Source organism: Bacillus sp. J41TS8 (assembly GCF_018333035.1).
Lineage (GTDB): Bacteria > Bacillota > Bacilli > Bacillales > Bacillaceae > Bacillus > Bacillus paralicheniformis.
Genome location: NZ_BORF01000009.1, coordinates 79,036 through 93,700, shown reverse-complemented (window position 1 = coordinate 93,700; position 14,665 = coordinate 79,036). Strand labels below are relative to the sequence as shown.

The window sequence follows — 14,665 nt, the reverse complement described above, 5'->3', positions numbered from 1 at the left end:
GCCGGCTGCCTGCAAAAAACCCGAGCTGGCAACAGCCGGCTCGGGCGGGGTCAATCCCTCTTATTCATTCCTCTTTTCTCTCGGGGTTCCTGATGATGTTTTTGGTGCTCCGGAGACTGAGTCGTGCGTTCCAGCTCCTTTGTATCTTGTCCCATTCCTTTTAAAAAGGAGAATAGCAGTGTAACTGCTTTGTTGATTTCCGGGTCTTTGAGCGAGCGGATGATATCAAAATAACCTGTTTTCTCTTCGCTGTCCTTCTGTTCCACCGCGTTTGCCACCCCCGCATTCACTTTCAAAATGAGAGGTTCCAGCTGTTTTACATCCAGCATGCCAAGCGTTCCGAACAGAAGAAGCAGATTTTTCAGTGTATTGGCTGTTTCCTCTGTATCTGCCTTTTTCACTAAGATGTCAAGAACTTTATCTCCTTGGCCAAAAAGGCCGCGGAGCAATGGCAAAACACCGCGTTCGTTCATGTGGCCAATCATATGCAACGTTTCAAGAATGGCTTCCTTATTTTCGACTAATGCATCTTCTATTTCTTTCATATCACGCTTTCTCTGTTCCTCTTCGGTTATCTCGATTTTCTGAATTCGTTTAATCGCTTTAGCCATTATGCCCAATCCCCCTTTTCACAGCGTCACCAGGGAAAATATAATCCTTTCGCGCCCATTTCTTTTGTACCTGCACACCGATTTGCGGCTGCGGATTGCCATTGCGGTGATTGATCTTAGGCAGCGGATTGCTTCCGTCGTGCTTTAAAATTTCCATCTTGGCTGAGGTTTCTTTATATGCAGGCGTATCGGTATCCTTATCAGCATGGCTGCCTGTTAACAGGTTGATCGCTGCTTCCCCTGAATCGTTCATTGGCAGATATACTTCCTTCCCTTTGACACGATCAGTGATCAAGCACTTCACTTTGACATTTCCGAAAGGCGATGTGAGTCTGACAAGAGTTCCGTCCTGAATCCCTCGTTCTGCCGCGAGTTCAGGAGAAATTTCTAAGAACACTTCCGGTGTTTTCTCCGAAATGCCTTTTGATTTGTAGGTCAGGTTCCCTTCGTGGAAATGCTCCAAAAGCCGCCCATTGTTGACGTGGATGTCATATTCATCACCGAACTCTTCAGGTTCTGTCCACTGAACAGGGAAGAGTTTGGCTTTGCCGTCCGGGAAAGGGAAGCGCTCAGTAAAAAGTAAAGGCGAATCCTTTCCATCAGCGCTTACAGGCCATTGCAGGGAGTTGTAGCCATCAAGGCGCTCATAGGTGACGCCGGCATAAATCGGCGACAGCATAGCTGCTTCCTTCATAATGTCTCCAGGGTGCTCATAGTGCCAGTCAGCACCGAGTTTATTGGCAACCTCCATAATAATCTGCCAGTCCGGTTTTGATTCGCCAAGCGGTTCTAACACCTGATATAGCCGCTGAACCCGGCGTTCTGTGTTTGTAAAGGTTCCCTCTTTTTCAAGGCTCGGGCTCGCAGGAAGAACAACATCAGCAAACTCGGCTGTACGTGAAAAGAAAATGTCCTGCACCACAAAGAAATCAAGCTTTTCATATGCGGCGTGTACATGATTAATATTGGAATCGACCAGACCCATTTCTTCACCTTTTACATACATCGCTTTCAGCTGGCCGGAATGGATTTTTTCGATCATTTCGTGGTTGGTCATGCCCGGCTCCTTCGGCAGCGGCACACCCAACGCCCGCTCGTATTTTTGGCGGACTTGTTCGTCTGTCACTTTTTCATACCCCGGCATTCTGTCAGGCATGCTTCCGAAGTCACTTGCTCCCTGCACGTTGTTATGGCCGCGCAATGGGTAAGAGCCCGCACCCGATTTTCCGTAGTTTCCTGTCACAAGCAGCAGATTAGAAATTGCTGTGCTCGTATCGCTTCCGCCAATATGCTGTGTTACCCCCATGGCCCACAATGCGCACACACTGTCAGCTTGTCCAATCATCTCGGCCATTTGGATGAGGGTTTCTTGATCAATTCCGGTTTTCTTCTCGGCATATTCAAGTGTGTACGGCGCCAGGCTTTTTACATATTCATCCCGTCCGTTCACTCTTTCCTGCAAAAAGCGTTCATCGGCTTTGCCGTTTTCAATTAAATATTTGGCGATCGCATTCAGCCAGACGATATCCGAGCCGGCACGCGGCTGGACAAATAAATCAGAGCGCTCTGCCATTTCGTGTTTTCTGATATCCGCTACGATCACTTTCTGCCCTCTCAGCTTATGAGCCCGTTTAATGCGAGTGGACAAGACCGGATGCGACTCAGACGTGTTCGAACCGATAATCAACACAAGGTCCGCTTCCGCGATATCTGTAATCGACCCTGAGTCACCGCCATAGCCGACTGTCCGGAACAGGCCGGCAGTCGCAGGAGATTGGCAATAGCGCGAACAGTTGTCGACATTATTTGTGCCGATGATCCCTCTCGCCAGCTTTTGCATGAGGTAGGATTCTTCGTTTGTACATTTAGAAGATGTAATAAAGGCAAGTGAATCCGGGCCAAACGCCTCTTTTAAATCCGTGAACTTGCTGGCGATCAGCGATAACGCCTCCTCCCATTCCGCTTCACGGAAATGGTCGCCTTCACGGATCAGCGGCTTTGTCAGGCGTTCCTCGCTGTTGACGAAATCCCAGCCGAACTTTCCTTTTACACAAGTAGAAATGCCGTTGGCCGGTGCTTCCTCCTGCGGCTCGACTTTCAGAATGTCTCTGCCCTTTGTCCAGACATCAAAGCTGCAGCCGACGCCGCAGTATGTGCAGACGGTTTTCGTTTTCTTGATTCGTTCATCACGCATGGCAGATTCCATATCGGAAATGGCGAGAATCGAGCCGTAACCTGTTTCTACGCCTTTTGTGATCTCGATCATCGGACGCAGCGTTTCGTCATCGATTCCTGTTAAATATCCGGCTTCCCCCTCCATTCCTTTTTCCATCATCGCATTACATGGACAGACGGTAGAACAGTGGCCGCATGATACACAAGATGACTCATTGATCGGCACATCATTATCCCAAATGACGCGCGGGCGTTTCCGCTCCCAGTCTATGGTCAGTGTTTCAGTTACCTGAACATCCTGACACGCTTCGACACAGCGTCCGCACAAAATACATTGATCAGGATCGTACCGGTAAAACGGATTTGATTCATCCTTATGGTAAGGCTTCTGATCAAACGGGATGCTTTGGTGATTGACTTTCATTTCTTTCACCGTATTATGTATTTCACATCCCCCGTTGTTGTAATCGCAAACTGTACAATAAAGCTCATGATTATATAAAATCTTGTCCATCCCGATGACCTGCGCTTTTTTCACATCAGACGAAAGCGTATCAATGACGTCGCCATCCTTTAACTCAGCGGAGCACGACCTCTTCAGCTCGCCATTGATGCTGACGATGCACGTATCGCATGTTTCAATCGGTCCTAAGCTCGGATGATAGCAAACTTGCGGCACTTCAATCGAGCTGTTATTCAAAAGCTGAAGCACCGTCTGTTCCTCGGACGCTTCCATTTCAACGCCGTTTATTGTGATTTTTTTCTGTTCAGCCATCTCCATTCCCCTTTCTTGCTTGTGTATATACCGAATTACCCATTTTCTTCCCTTGCAAGGGATCAATCAAACATACAAAGCGCACTCATATGTTTTTATCACATCATCACCGGGAAACGGGAGGGTAGATGAAAAAGAGGGATCAGCATGAAAAAAACAATGTCTGTTCTAACCGTGGCAGCAGCACTGACAGGCTCTCTTTCCGGCTTTGGGGCGCCGTCCTTTTTAGCACCGACAAACACCGTCCCAAACAACCTCGCTCTCTGAAAAACACAAACCAATCAGCGACCGAGCTTGTCAAAAATCTTTACAACTCCGCTTACACAGGGGAAATGCCTCAGCAGGTGCAGGGCCTTGCAGTTAAGTTACCGCTTGCGTTCCCCGTGACAATCGCGCGCAATCCTGCATAGACTCCAGCCGCTCCTCCTGTGAAGCTGACGACCTTCATCATCATTCGATACATCCGGGTACACACTTGATAAGGGAAAGGTGCGTCTCCCATTCTGGCCAATAAAAAAGCGGCCACCAATCAGCTGCACAATATCCGTGTGCAAAAGATCAGTGTCCGCAGGCTCTCCTTCTTGGACTCAGGTATACGTTCATTTTTCTTGTCTCTATCGTATGACAAAATGGAATAGAAAAAGTCCCCCATTTTATCCCCCTTTTTGTCGGATTTTTATCGAATTTGAAGATAAAAAAAACCTTGAAAGGCAAAAGCATTTCAAGGTTACAAATGTTTTATTTAATTTTGTTGTTTTTCTCGTTGTGTATATCATTAATGTCACATTTGGCAATATGAACTTCGTAACTCTTTTCTTCTGAAAATATTTGTGCAATAATCCCTGTCGACTTGTCAGCTATAATGAAATTTCGAGATTCTGAAGTTTGCCAAAGCTCTCCAATTGCCAAAGTGAAGTCAAGAACTTGAACATTTGCCCAAATTGGAAGAGGGCAATTCGGAACAAGTATTAACCACTCTTTTTTTTCTTCTAAAAAATTTAGTGAGTTTATAAACCAAGAGATATAAGCTTCATTATCGTCTCCAATTGGCTTAGAATAAGTTGGCTTAGAATCGATTAAACTAAATTGTTCCAAAGGAGTTTCAAATACTTGTAACCACTGAGAATTAGAACTTTCAAACTCTATAAACACTAAATTAGAGAATTGTTCTAAAACTTTTTTTGCTTTCATAAATGCTATTTTTTCTTGAATGGTTTTTTGCCGATGTGTCATAATAATCCCTCATTACTTATTGTAATAAATATGATGGTCTCCATTAGAACCATAAATATTAGAATATCTTTTCTTCTTAAAGTCATAATTAAATGGATTCTCTTTTTCATTTGGCTTCCCTGCATGTGCATGCAATTTTCCGTCATTTGTGTGTTCAGCAACGACCATTTTCCCGTTTGGTGTATCGTATTCATAGTAACGTCCATGATGGGTTGGATTTGAACTATATTCATAGTTTTTATAGTCTACACCCTTCTTAGTTACATCATCGCCAACCTGCCATTGACGTGTAGGTTGTTGTGATCTTGGGACTCCAGCTAAATCTTTTGCCTGATTGAGAGCTTCTTTTCTGTTAATTTTAGGCGTAGCATTAGCACTTCTCTCAGCATTCGAAACCCTTTTCGCCGTCTTCGCACCTTTATTTGCTTTGAAAACATATTTCCCTACCTTGACTACTTTAGTAGCTGGTATGACAGAAACACCGGACAGGATACGGTCAGTGACGGATAGTTTTTCACCAGTCACAGGGTCAACACCTGTTATCGCTCTATAACCATCATAACCACCGGACAATTCTCCAACTGTGTCTTTAGCCCAATCAAGAGCTTTTTCAATGTCGCTTTTCTTCACTCTGCTTTCCGGTATGCGACTGACAAGTTCGTATTTCACTTCACCGCCGGATATGTATTTTCGGACAATTTGACCGTTTGAATAAAGCGTGTATGAACCGCCGACAAAGTCCTTGCCTGTACCAACTTCATCTGTGACATCGACAGAACCGAGCTTTTTGTATCCCTTCATATTATATACTTTGCCTTTGATGATGCGAATACCTGTATCAATCTTTTTAAAATGATCTGCTTTGGTAAGTGAATCGACTTCAGATTCTTCTTGATCGGACAATTTTTTTAGCATGATTTCCATCGGCGAAGGCTCAGCATTTTCTAACTCTCCCTTTAGACCGCCGACCGGACCGTTAATGTTTGTATTCTCATCGGGTTTTAAAATTGAACCTTTTTTATAGCTTGTGATCTCGATTTTTGGGCCTGTGTACATTTTCTCAAGCTCTTTGATGTATTTTTGCATCGTTTCCAGGTCTTGTTCAGCAGTTTTAAGAGTGTTTGTTTGTTCACGGTCAAAAGCATGTAGCTTTTCAATTGTCTGATTGATTTCCTTTAATGCTTTCCTGTTCTGTTCATGAAAACCGCTGTCATTCAAATCAGGCCAATCGACAATGTGGCTGACTTTTGTGATCGTGGCATTTGTTTTAGATACCAAACGCTTCGTTGTGCGGTCGGCCGCATTCAATCCTTGTTCCAGTTCGTGTTCGAGGAAGGTTTGTGAAATAAATCCGTTGTGGTTTGGTTCAAGAGAATTCAGCGCGCTTTTCAATTTCTTTAGCGTGGAACTGTATTCCTCTATGAAAGTATCATAGAACCGCAAAAAAGGAGTGTGGCACTCCTCGTAAAAGGCACGGATCGCGTCTCCGCCTTTTCCTTTTAAAGCATCCTCAAGTGATGTAATACCCTCTACGGCTTTTTTGACTTTGGCAAATTCGTCTGACTGCTGTTTTAATTGTTCCAGCGTTTGATCAATGGCTTTGTGCAACGCCTGAACATCAAGAGTTTTCATAGCATTCCCCTCTAATACAAAAGTGACATACCACGAAATATTCTACCACTTTATAGAAAATAATTGGTGAATAAATCCTACCCACCCATGAAAATGAATCAAAGTGATTAGGTCAAAGAAACTATTGGTGTTGAATTGTGTCATCAATATAAAACGATTGTGAAAAACTCATCTTTTCTGCCTCCCGCAAGCATACTTTTTAATGACACAAATTCATTTCAAACAAAAAAACAAGAAGAAAGCGCAACTCTTTTTTGATGAGGGGTGCGAGCATTCAAATGAGGTTGGCGACTCAATTTATAGCCTAAAATTTGAGTTTTTAAAGGGTCTTTATTTAGATGGACCTGACACCAAAAAAATTGATCGTTGCTTACTTCATTTAGAATCAAAAAAAATGTTTCCTGATGTAGAAGATATGTCACTAGACGTGGATAAATACTATCATGAGAATGAATGTTTTGAAATGTCATCTCTCTACTTTTTAAAAGTAGAAGAGGCAAGAAAACAAACACAGCTTGGCCTTTATGATCTTTCATTCATCATCATCAAAGCTTTGTTTGAGTGCCCTGTTCAATTTAACACAATGAAGTCGCCATCCTGTCAGCCATTCGAGTCTCTCCTAGGACGTTTCAAATGCAAAGAGGCAAACCCTTGGTACATAAGGGTTTGCCTCTTTTATCATTTTCCATTGGCCAGATTATGTATCTTTAATCATTTTGGCGGCGGATTTTTTAATCGCCAACAGCTTTCCATATAAATAGAAGCGGCGGGGAAGAAAAATCCCTTCTTAAAAGGCAGATCTCTGCCTTCCTTAACTTTTGGAGGATCAATACCTGCTCTAAGCTGCACCAAATAATAGGTTGAGATTAATATTTTAATCAGCTTTCAATTTCCTTCTTTCTGTCAATTGCAATTTTATACAATAATGCACAAGAGTTTGTTCGTCATGTTCATTCATCTTGATAAATTCAACTGTCATGAACTGTTTGTTTGTTCTGGGGTCAATGTAAGTGCGTTTGACTTGAGCATGGACGGCAATCACATCTTCATCATGTCCATTTGGCAGATGGATACTTAGATTCAAATCATCTTCCGGTTCGTGTTTTTGCGTCTCATCAATGATTAACGCAGCGCCTCCAGCACTGATATTTGCTGTATATGTTTTAAACATTGAGCCGGATCCATATGGGCGAACAGTGACAGGAATCGTTGTATTGACTCTAAAAAATTGTCGTCTTTGAACTTTTGTCATTTGATCTTCTTCAGGTAAATATATATTTAATACAGGTATATCCTGATAGATTTCTCGGCCTTGTATTACACTAGTGAATTTATATGGGGCTTGTTGCTCACTTATAAAGTGAACCGTGGCCATTGTGTTTGTTGGAATAATAACGGTTCTCCCCGTTTCTTCATCCACAGGATAATGCACTCTTAATACATTGCCTTCAATAGATAACACTTTGCTTTTCGCAAGGACATACTCTTGAATTTCGTTTTCAAATTCTATTGTTATGGTATTTCCTAAAGATAACAATGGGCATCACTCTTTCAATTCTACTTAATCATTATATCGGTACTATGACACATAATTTAAAAAAAGAAAAGAAGTAGGCATTGAAGAAATTGAAAAACTTATCATGTCAACGGGATCTTACCGCCTTGTGTTGACAATCACTCGCAATACTGCATAGACTCCAGCCACGTCTCAGTAACCCTGACGATCTTCATCATCATTCGATACATCATTTCATTATGGAAAGGTGTGTCCCATTCCGGCATTAAAAAGCGGCCGCCAATCAGTTGCACAACATCCGTGTGCAACTGATCAGTGTCCGCAGGATCTTCGTCTGGACTAAGGTTTTCACGTTCGTTTTTCTTGTCTCTAACGTATGACAAAGTGGAATAGAAAAAATTCACCATTCCCTTTTTTTGTCGGCTTTTCTCGATTTGAACAAAAAAACTTGAAAGGCAATAGCCAATTAAGGTTCTAAAAGCACATTTTATTCTTCATCACCTTCATAAAGGTTGTCCAATAATTCATTGATGTTATCAGCTAAGAAGTACATATTGCTCATGTCATCAGGATTCTCTGACTCTTCTTCATGATCCCAAAAATAAATTTTGTCATCATAAGGTTCTTTAGTGCCTAGGCATATTACGTTCCCTGCAGGATCATCTGCAATCGGAATAAAGCCAGTTGGAAGTCTATACTCATATATGTCTATGACTTCCTCTAAATTATCATACATATCACCAATACCATTAAATACATTCAGAACGCTCTTTCCCTGTTCGCCAGAAATATTAAAAATACTTGGTTTAGGGTATCCGCCATTCCACTTAAGTAAAAATCTCTTGTATTTTTCCGTTAGTTTTACGTTATTTTTTGTTTCAAACTGTTTAATTTCTTCTAAAGTAAGTTTTTTACCTGGTTTTTCAATTCTCACCTTTAATTTCTCCTACTTATCTACATGCCATTAACAGTTGATAATCACCCGCATGAGTAAATTCCCTATGAAATCTTTGTCTGCATGAATCATCGTTTTCCTGTCTTGATGATGATGTCATATATAACCTGAAGGTGGCCTATTCAGTGATGGTACAGGTGGATCAGAATCTTTATTTAAGCCTGCCTATATCCCATCAAGCTGATTCTGGCCCTTGATATCTGTCGGAACCGTCGCTTTCATTGAATGGCTGGAATGCTTTAATTTAGAGAGCGCTTGTTTGACTTCTCCGGTATTCACTTTTATTTCTTGACCCATTTTTCATTTACTCCTTGTTTCGCGCTTCTCGCTTCGCGTTTTCAATCTTTTTCTCTAAAGAACGAACTTCCTGGCTGAGCGAGTGAATATCCTCTTGTAAAGATTTGATTCGTTCATCGATTTTGCTTAAAACATCAGAAAGCTGTTTTCCGCTGATGTCATTGTAGGCAGTCTTCATCAGGCCTCGAATACGGTCAAAGGAGTCAGCAAGACTGCCTTGCCATGTATGAGACGACAACTGTGGTTCGGTGATCGTCTTTTTGGAATCAGAAAACTCCGTTTTGTCTTTTTCTAGCTCTTTGCGGCAAGCTTTCAGCTCTGCCAAAAATTCTTTCTTCATCGATAAATCAACTTTCATGATATCTAAAGCCAGCGTTTCTCCAAGTATTGAACCTATCATATGCAACACCTCGTTTCCCGAAAAATGTATGACAAAAGTAATAACCAACTAAGAGTTTACCACTATACGGAAAGGAATTGGTGAATAAATCCTTTCAATCCAACAAAATGTATCTTTAAGATCAGGCCAATAAACCTATTCTTTAATCGAGAGTTTCAAGCGCATAAAAAATGCCGCTAATGAAACGGCTGCAAAAAGATCATTCAAAACTTATTTCTAAGCTAAACAACAAAATCATGATGCTGGTATACTGCTTCATTTATGCGATCCGTGGCTTTTCTGCTGCTCGGGTTAAATATTTTTCAGCAAATCAAGAAATACTGATGAAAAAGGTGGTGTTTATTTGGATTTCCCAATCATTCATACAAACTTTTGGGATGCTGTTATAGCAGTGCCAATTATTATGATCGTCACACAGATCATTAAAGTTTTTCTCAAGGTTCCCAAAAAGTATGTCCCATCAATTGCGCTCGCATTAGGCTTAATCATATCTGTTTGCATAAGCCATCGACACAGCCTCATAGCTGGAGTATTTATGGGCGGATTCTATGGTTACGCAGCTATTGGTTCATATGCATCATTGAAAACAACCATTTCATCATATAGAAACAAAAAAACATAAACAGGCGTGAAAATATATATTCCAGAGTTGAATTCGCTTTTTTTCCGCTTTTATCCCCCAGAGGAGGCGTCCAATGCAAGTTCACATGTCCTTAAATACATAAGCCTTAATCATCGAATGGGAAGTTATCCTGTTTGATGCCTTCCATTGAAAGGATCGGCGTCGTTCCTGCACGCCCGGCTTTACTTTATGATTTTTTTGCGCCTGTTCTCTTTCCCTTGATATAGGGTTGAAGTTGGATTTCCCGAAAAAGCGAATGAATACCACATCAACAGACAAAATAAGAAGAGTTGATATTTCAGCACAATTCACAAAAGGAGTGAAACCATTGTATTGAATGATCATCAAACTGAAATGGTCTTCAGATGCCCCTTTCTTATTATAAAATTCAATGATATGGAGTGATAAACGTGATGCAAAAAAATGGAGCAGACAAACCCGATGATTACAAAAGATTTTCTTCAGCAGACAAGGAATACGATTCTCAGCAATCGTTAGACAGCAATGCTAAGACAGAGAACGCTGAAACTGATAGCAAAGACAACATAAATGACAGCACGGATATGGCTGGAAAATACTTTGACCCCTCGGATTATGAAGGAGCCACGCAGTTGGAAAAAGGATTGGCTGAAACTCATGAACAGGTCAGTGATGACTATTTTGAAGGAACGATCGATCAAAATTTGGATTAGTCGTTTGAACAGCGGGACTAACTTAAAAGAGTAAGTTAGTTCCGTTTTGTTTAACAAAAAATGACTGCCCTCTAATCAAATATTCGCTCACAACCTCAAAGGCCATGGTCGGTGTATAAAATGTGTGTTTGATCAGATGTCTTTGTTTTTTTAAAGCCCGTCTGTTTATGACCAACTTCTCACCCATTCCTTCTATCCCTTTCACTCTTTATAAATTCCCGTTAAAGCTAATGTCTACTTTGTGATCCAAATTCCTCAATCGTGATGTTCACATCATATTGAATGGGAATCTCCGTGAACACTTCATCCCAATTTTTCTTCAGCTTCTTCCAAAGAGAGGGATATTGAATCCTCACTTCTTCACCGAAGCCGGCAAGGTCGGCTTTATATTCTCTCTGCATTTTTTCTGTAATCTGCTCAGCCAGCTGTTTCACTGTTTGTGATGCATATGCTTCCTTCTTTTTCAAATATTTTTTGTCAATTTCTGCGTCGGCTGTATTCCAGGTTTCGGCCAGGTGTGCCTCTGACTCAATTTTCACTTTAAACGAAAGGCGGTTTCCTTTAACGACAGGCTTGATCTCACTCTTTAGATGATCTACTGCCAAAGCCGTCAGTTTTTTTGTTTTCGGATCGTAGTTTTTGATGGTACCGCCTATCCCTTGTCCTTTAATCCACATAATCCCGTCTACATCTTTTTCATCTAGTAAACCAAGGAGCTTATTTGTTTTTCCGTTAATGGCTACAGCTCCTGCATATTTGATTTCCCCATTGACACCGATAACGTTTTGAAGCAAATAGCTCGTTCCAGCATTCATCATGCCCGTCAGTTTGGCAAGTGTAATCGGAGGGAGAATCTTTTTCGCCTTAAAGTCATTGTGAATAATTCTGCTAAGGTGAAACGCGGGTATCTCCCCGGAGCCGTCTTTCAGTTCAAGTGCATCGCTTGCTCTTCCTCTTGTTATAAGGACCAGCGTACTCAGCCTGATTTCATTGTCCCTCAGAGACTGATCAAGCAATTCCTTCAGTGAATATGTACGAAGCAAATCAGCAGCAATGACGATCACCTTTAAGTGGGAACTGAAGACCGGCCTGTCCTGTCTGAGCGCTACTTCAGTGCCTATTTGCTGAAAGGAATCACCCGTTCCATATACATTAATGTAAGATTTTTGGCGGCCGCTGCTTCCCCCGGCAATTTTGACCCCTGCTGTGTACGGATTGACATATTGGTATGTCAAGGTGATTCGATCTTTCTTTGGATAATTGCCGCCCATTTTAATAAATTTTTTTTCAAGTGCAGTCGCTCGGCCTTCATCAACCCCTAGAGCAAAAGTCAGACCAAGATCTTCAATTTCATGGCTGCTCCAGCATCCGGTTAAAAAAAGAATGATGATAGAAAATAAAAAGCAGATCTTATAAGTGCTAAGTTTCATGTTTCCGCTCCTCACATGAAAAAAAATAAAGAGAATTGCCATGGATCCAACTAGGCTGATCCTAATTTTCCCTTGGATCAATTTATATATATACGGTAATTAAAACCATATTGGAGCATTGATCAAAACCGTACGTGATTTTCGGTTTGTGCTTCTCTCTTAAAAAACTTCCATCTTTTTCAACTCATCTATGCTACAATAAAATGGAAAAAGGAGGGGAGATGGAATGAAACGCTTTTTGCTGATCACGGTGTTGGTTTGTGGATTTTTCAGTTTTGGGAGTAGTGCTGAAGCTTATTCGTTCCCGCACAAATTGAATTTAACGTTTACGGGAACACATGTGGAAGTCATTCCCAATAGCGACACTAATGTTTATAATTGGCATATTGGCTACAAGTTTACGATTTTCAATGCAGAAAACTGCAAAACAACGATTAAAATTCAGATGATGCACCTTTCCGGCAGATTTATGAGCTTAAGCATTAAAGATTTTGAAGGTAACTGGCCTGATCGAACCGCTCAGGATGTCATCACGTTGATGCCTCGGACCTATAGGCTTTATTTTGAGAATACCGAAGGTGAATGTAAGGATATCCGCATTAAAGGAACATACGGAGCTATTCCGCAAACGTATGATAATTTCTCGGCCTTCAGCGAAAGATAGCCGTTATAAAGGCAATACAAGCATAAAGGCCCGAGCACCATTTTGCTGACTACAAACGGATGTGGGGGAATCATTTGAAAAACTTTTGGAAATACGAAGACGAAGATCCGTACACTTTAAAAAGCATATCAGAGAGAGGCATTCTGAAAGCTGAAAAAAAGTTAGGTGTGAGACTTCCGGAAGAATATAAAGCGCTTATTCTTGAACAAAATGGCGGCTATATCAATTTTAATGCTTTCCCTTCTGAACGGCCCACCTCCTGGGCTAAAGATCATATCCAGTTTGACTACTTATTAGGCATGGGGAAAAGGAAGGAATTCTCGAGAGTAAAGCCTTTATTAAAGAATGGGGACTGCCCGACAACCTGGTCCTTATTCATGGTGACGGCCATACGTGGATAGCGCTTGACTACAGGGAGACGAAAGAAAATCCGCCCGTTCACTATTTTGACTCAGAACTTGAAGAGGATTTTAGATTAGCCGGTTCATTTGGAGAATTTCTCTCTAAACTTTATACAGATGACTCCATTGATGATGACAGCTGCGAACATAAGGAAGGCATATATCCTGAGAATGTAGATATTCCCTATGTCTATCCGGAAGATGCCATCACAAAAGAAAAAGCGGAACAGATTCTGACTGAAAATTCGGCAGCCGATCTGTATCAGATTCATTACTACCCTATTGAAGGTTTGGATGATTTAAATTGGCTTCTGACAAAAATAAAAGAAAGCTCATTGACAGCAAATATTGACAATGGTGTCGAACTTGCCATTGTTTTAGAATCCATTATTTCCTACCATAAAGATTTAATGCTTGATAACGAACAAACAAGAAGGCTGGTCTTAGACATTGCAGCTATTCTAAAGAATTTGAATGACTCTGTTATAGACATCCTTTTAGTACAGATAAAAGATTCCCTTTAAAAAACAACTTTTATGTTGTTTTTTATTTATGTTTCCGCCCCATTCTATAAACTCTCCTGTTCCGAGACCTCAATGTAGGCAACTGTTGTTACTCAACCTTTTATAAAACATAGAATACTAAATAGATTGTTGGAAATTAATCCACAAAAGGAGTTTAGATTATGAATTTGAATGATATAAAAGGAGACTATAATGCCATTTTCGGATTAGGCCACCTCTGTTAACTGCTCTTCAGCTTAGAGAAAACAATTTAAGGCCGTATGCAGGCCCTTTAGACTGGGTAGGCACCTCTTCCCTGACCGAATTGAACCGTCTTTTAAAGAATCGCTTTTCAAATTTTATGGCACCCCTAAATCTAAGGGTAACAGGCTGCTCAACAGGTGTTTATACTACTGACCGTTATATCTCTGTTACAGATGATTATTATCATGCGATTCAGCTCATGATTTTAAAGCAGATAAAAATACACTCGAACATCTTGCCGCATACGATGAAGTGATGGAAAAATTCAATAGAAGAATCAACAGATTTTATGAAAAGATGTCAACCGCTAATCGGATCCTTTTTGTCAGAACTAACGGAACCTACAAGGAAGCTCAAGAACTGAGTCCGTATTATCGGATTTAGTACAAAACGACTTCAGGGTACTCCTTATCAATCACTCAAAAGTTAAAGGAATTGTCGAGCAGAATTGGCCATTAAAAAGAATATGCGCGGTTACACTTCCAGATCGTGAAA

At 41.1% G+C, this 14,665-nt stretch carries 16 protein-coding genes and 3 pseudogenes; 10 read left to right on the top strand and 9 right to left on the bottom strand.

Translation table 11 applies throughout. From position 1 onward, the window contains the following. Positions 1 to 50 precede the first annotated feature (50 nt). Positions 51 to 611 (bottom strand): helical membrane plugin domain-containing protein, encoded by a 561-nt coding sequence (locus KI350_RS13640; protein WP_059230598.1) that lies wholly within the window; start codon positions 609 to 611, stop codon positions 51 to 53. Further along, positions 604 to 3,561: a formate dehydrogenase subunit alpha gene (gene fdhF / locus KI350_RS13635; RefSeq protein WP_065643885.1), complete on the bottom strand. Its 2,958-nt coding sequence runs from the start codon at positions 3,559 to 3,561 to the stop codon at positions 604 to 606. The genes KI350_RS13640 and fdhF overlap by 8 nt, the downstream gene beginning before the upstream one ends. 147 nt (positions 3,562 to 3,708) lie before the next feature. Here fdhF and KI350_RS23305 point away from each other — a divergent pair. Beyond that, a pseudogene (locus KI350_RS23305) lies at positions 3,709 to 3,923 on the top strand (YjgB family protein); the annotation flags it as partial. A gap of 376 nt (positions 3,924 to 4,299) precedes the next feature. On the opposite strand, the gene KI350_RS13625 reads toward KI350_RS23305, so the two are convergent. Next, a complete protein-coding gene (locus KI350_RS13625) occupies positions 4,300 to 4,794 on the bottom strand; it encodes a hypothetical protein (RefSeq protein ID WP_081303521.1) in 495 nt (164 codons plus the stop codon). Between the two features lie 12 nt (positions 4,795 to 4,806). Then, on the bottom strand, positions 4,807 to 6,426 hold the full coding sequence (locus KI350_RS13620; RefSeq protein WP_065643884.1) for a T7SS effector LXG polymorphic toxin: 1,620 nt from the start codon (positions 6,424 to 6,426) through the stop codon (positions 4,807 to 4,809). A 202-nt stretch (positions 6,427 to 6,628) separates the two neighbouring features. On the opposite strand from KI350_RS13620, the gene KI350_RS13615 reads away from it, so the two are divergent. After that, on the top strand, positions 6,629 to 7,183 hold the full coding sequence (locus tag KI350_RS13615; protein ID WP_065643883.1) for a hypothetical protein: 555 nt from the start codon (positions 6,629 to 6,631) through the stop codon (positions 7,181 to 7,183). Between the two features lie 117 nt (positions 7,184 to 7,300). On the opposite strand, the gene KI350_RS13610 is transcribed toward KI350_RS13615, so the two are convergent. The 4 genes from KI350_RS13610 to KI350_RS13595 all read right to left on the bottom strand — a co-directional run bounded on the left by KI350_RS13610 (position 7,301) and on the right by KI350_RS13595 (position 9,594). Then, positions 7,301 to 7,963 carry a flagellar brake protein gene (locus KI350_RS13610; RefSeq protein WP_065643882.1) on the bottom strand — a complete coding sequence of 221 codons (663 nt, stop codon included), beginning with the start codon at positions 7,961 to 7,963 and terminating at the stop codon, positions 7,301 to 7,303. A 466-nt stretch (positions 7,964 to 8,429) separates the two neighbouring features. Then, a complete protein-coding gene (locus KI350_RS13605; RefSeq protein ID WP_065643881.1) occupies positions 8,430 to 8,876 on the bottom strand; it encodes an SMI1/KNR4 family protein in 447 nt (148 codons plus the stop codon). A gap of 186 nt (positions 8,877 to 9,062) precedes the next feature. Next, the gene (locus KI350_RS13600; RefSeq protein ID WP_223254865.1) at positions 9,063 to 9,194 is read right to left on the bottom strand and encodes a DUF5344 family protein; all 132 of its coding nucleotides are present in this window, start codon (positions 9,192 to 9,194) and stop codon (positions 9,063 to 9,065) included. Between the two features lie 7 nt (positions 9,195 to 9,201). Further along, positions 9,202 to 9,594, bottom strand: coding sequence for a YwqH-like family protein (locus KI350_RS13595; protein WP_065643880.1), 393 nt, complete (start codon positions 9,592 to 9,594; stop codon positions 9,202 to 9,204). A 343-nt stretch (positions 9,595 to 9,937) separates the two neighbouring features. Here KI350_RS13595 and KI350_RS23055 point away from each other — a divergent pair, with 343 nt between their 5' ends. Together KI350_RS23055 and KI350_RS13590 are read left to right on the top strand one after the other, a co-directional pair. Next, on the top strand, positions 9,938 to 10,216 hold the full coding sequence (locus tag KI350_RS23055) for a hypothetical protein (protein ID WP_075754245.1): 279 nt from the start codon (positions 9,938 to 9,940) through the stop codon (positions 10,214 to 10,216). A gap of 410 nt (positions 10,217 to 10,626) precedes the next feature. Further along, the gene (locus KI350_RS13590; protein WP_065643877.1) at positions 10,627 to 10,908 is read left to right on the top strand and encodes a YozQ family protein; all 282 of its coding nucleotides are present in this window, start codon (positions 10,627 to 10,629) and stop codon (positions 10,906 to 10,908) included. Positions 10,909 to 11,135: 227 nt separating this feature from the next. Here KI350_RS13590 and KI350_RS13585 read toward each other — a convergent pair whose 3' ends face one another. Continuing rightward, complete coding sequence (locus KI350_RS13585) at positions 11,136 to 12,338, bottom strand: Ger(x)C family spore germination protein (protein WP_065643876.1); 1,203 nt, start codon at positions 12,336 to 12,338, stop codon at positions 11,136 to 11,138. A 226-nt stretch (positions 12,339 to 12,564) separates the two neighbouring features. Here KI350_RS13585 and KI350_RS13580 point away from each other — a divergent pair, with 226 nt between their 5' ends. The 6 genes and pseudogenes from KI350_RS13580 to KI350_RS23220 form a co-directional block, all read left to right on the top strand. Beyond that, complete coding sequence (locus KI350_RS13580; protein ID WP_065643875.1) at positions 12,565 to 13,002, top strand: hypothetical protein; 438 nt, start codon at positions 12,565 to 12,567, stop codon at positions 13,000 to 13,002. Between the two features lie 74 nt (positions 13,003 to 13,076). Continuing rightward, complete coding sequence (locus KI350_RS23050; RefSeq protein ID WP_252606808.1) at positions 13,077 to 13,403, top strand: SMI1/KNR4 family protein; 327 nt, start codon at positions 13,077 to 13,079, stop codon at positions 13,401 to 13,403. Next, a pseudogene (locus KI350_RS23230) lies at positions 13,367 to 13,447 on the top strand (hypothetical protein); the annotation flags it as partial. The gene KI350_RS23050 and the pseudogene KI350_RS23230, both read left to right, overlap by 37 nt. 246 nt (positions 13,448 to 13,693) lie before the next feature. After that, the gene (locus tag KI350_RS23045; RefSeq protein WP_236808686.1) at positions 13,694 to 13,927 is read left to right on the top strand and encodes a hypothetical protein; all 234 of its coding nucleotides are present in this window, start codon (positions 13,694 to 13,696) and stop codon (positions 13,925 to 13,927) included. Positions 13,928 to 14,132: 205 nt separating this feature from the next. Then, on the top strand, positions 14,133 to 14,426 hold the full coding sequence (locus KI350_RS23225; RefSeq protein ID WP_306420065.1) for a DUF1796 family putative cysteine peptidase: 294 nt from the start codon (positions 14,133 to 14,135) through the stop codon (positions 14,424 to 14,426). Beyond that, a pseudogene (locus tag KI350_RS23220) lies at positions 14,414 to 14,554 on the top strand (DUF1796 family putative cysteine peptidase); the annotation flags it as partial. The gene KI350_RS23225 and the pseudogene KI350_RS23220, both read left to right, overlap by 13 nt. Between the last annotated feature and the right edge of the window lie 111 nt (positions 14,555 to 14,665).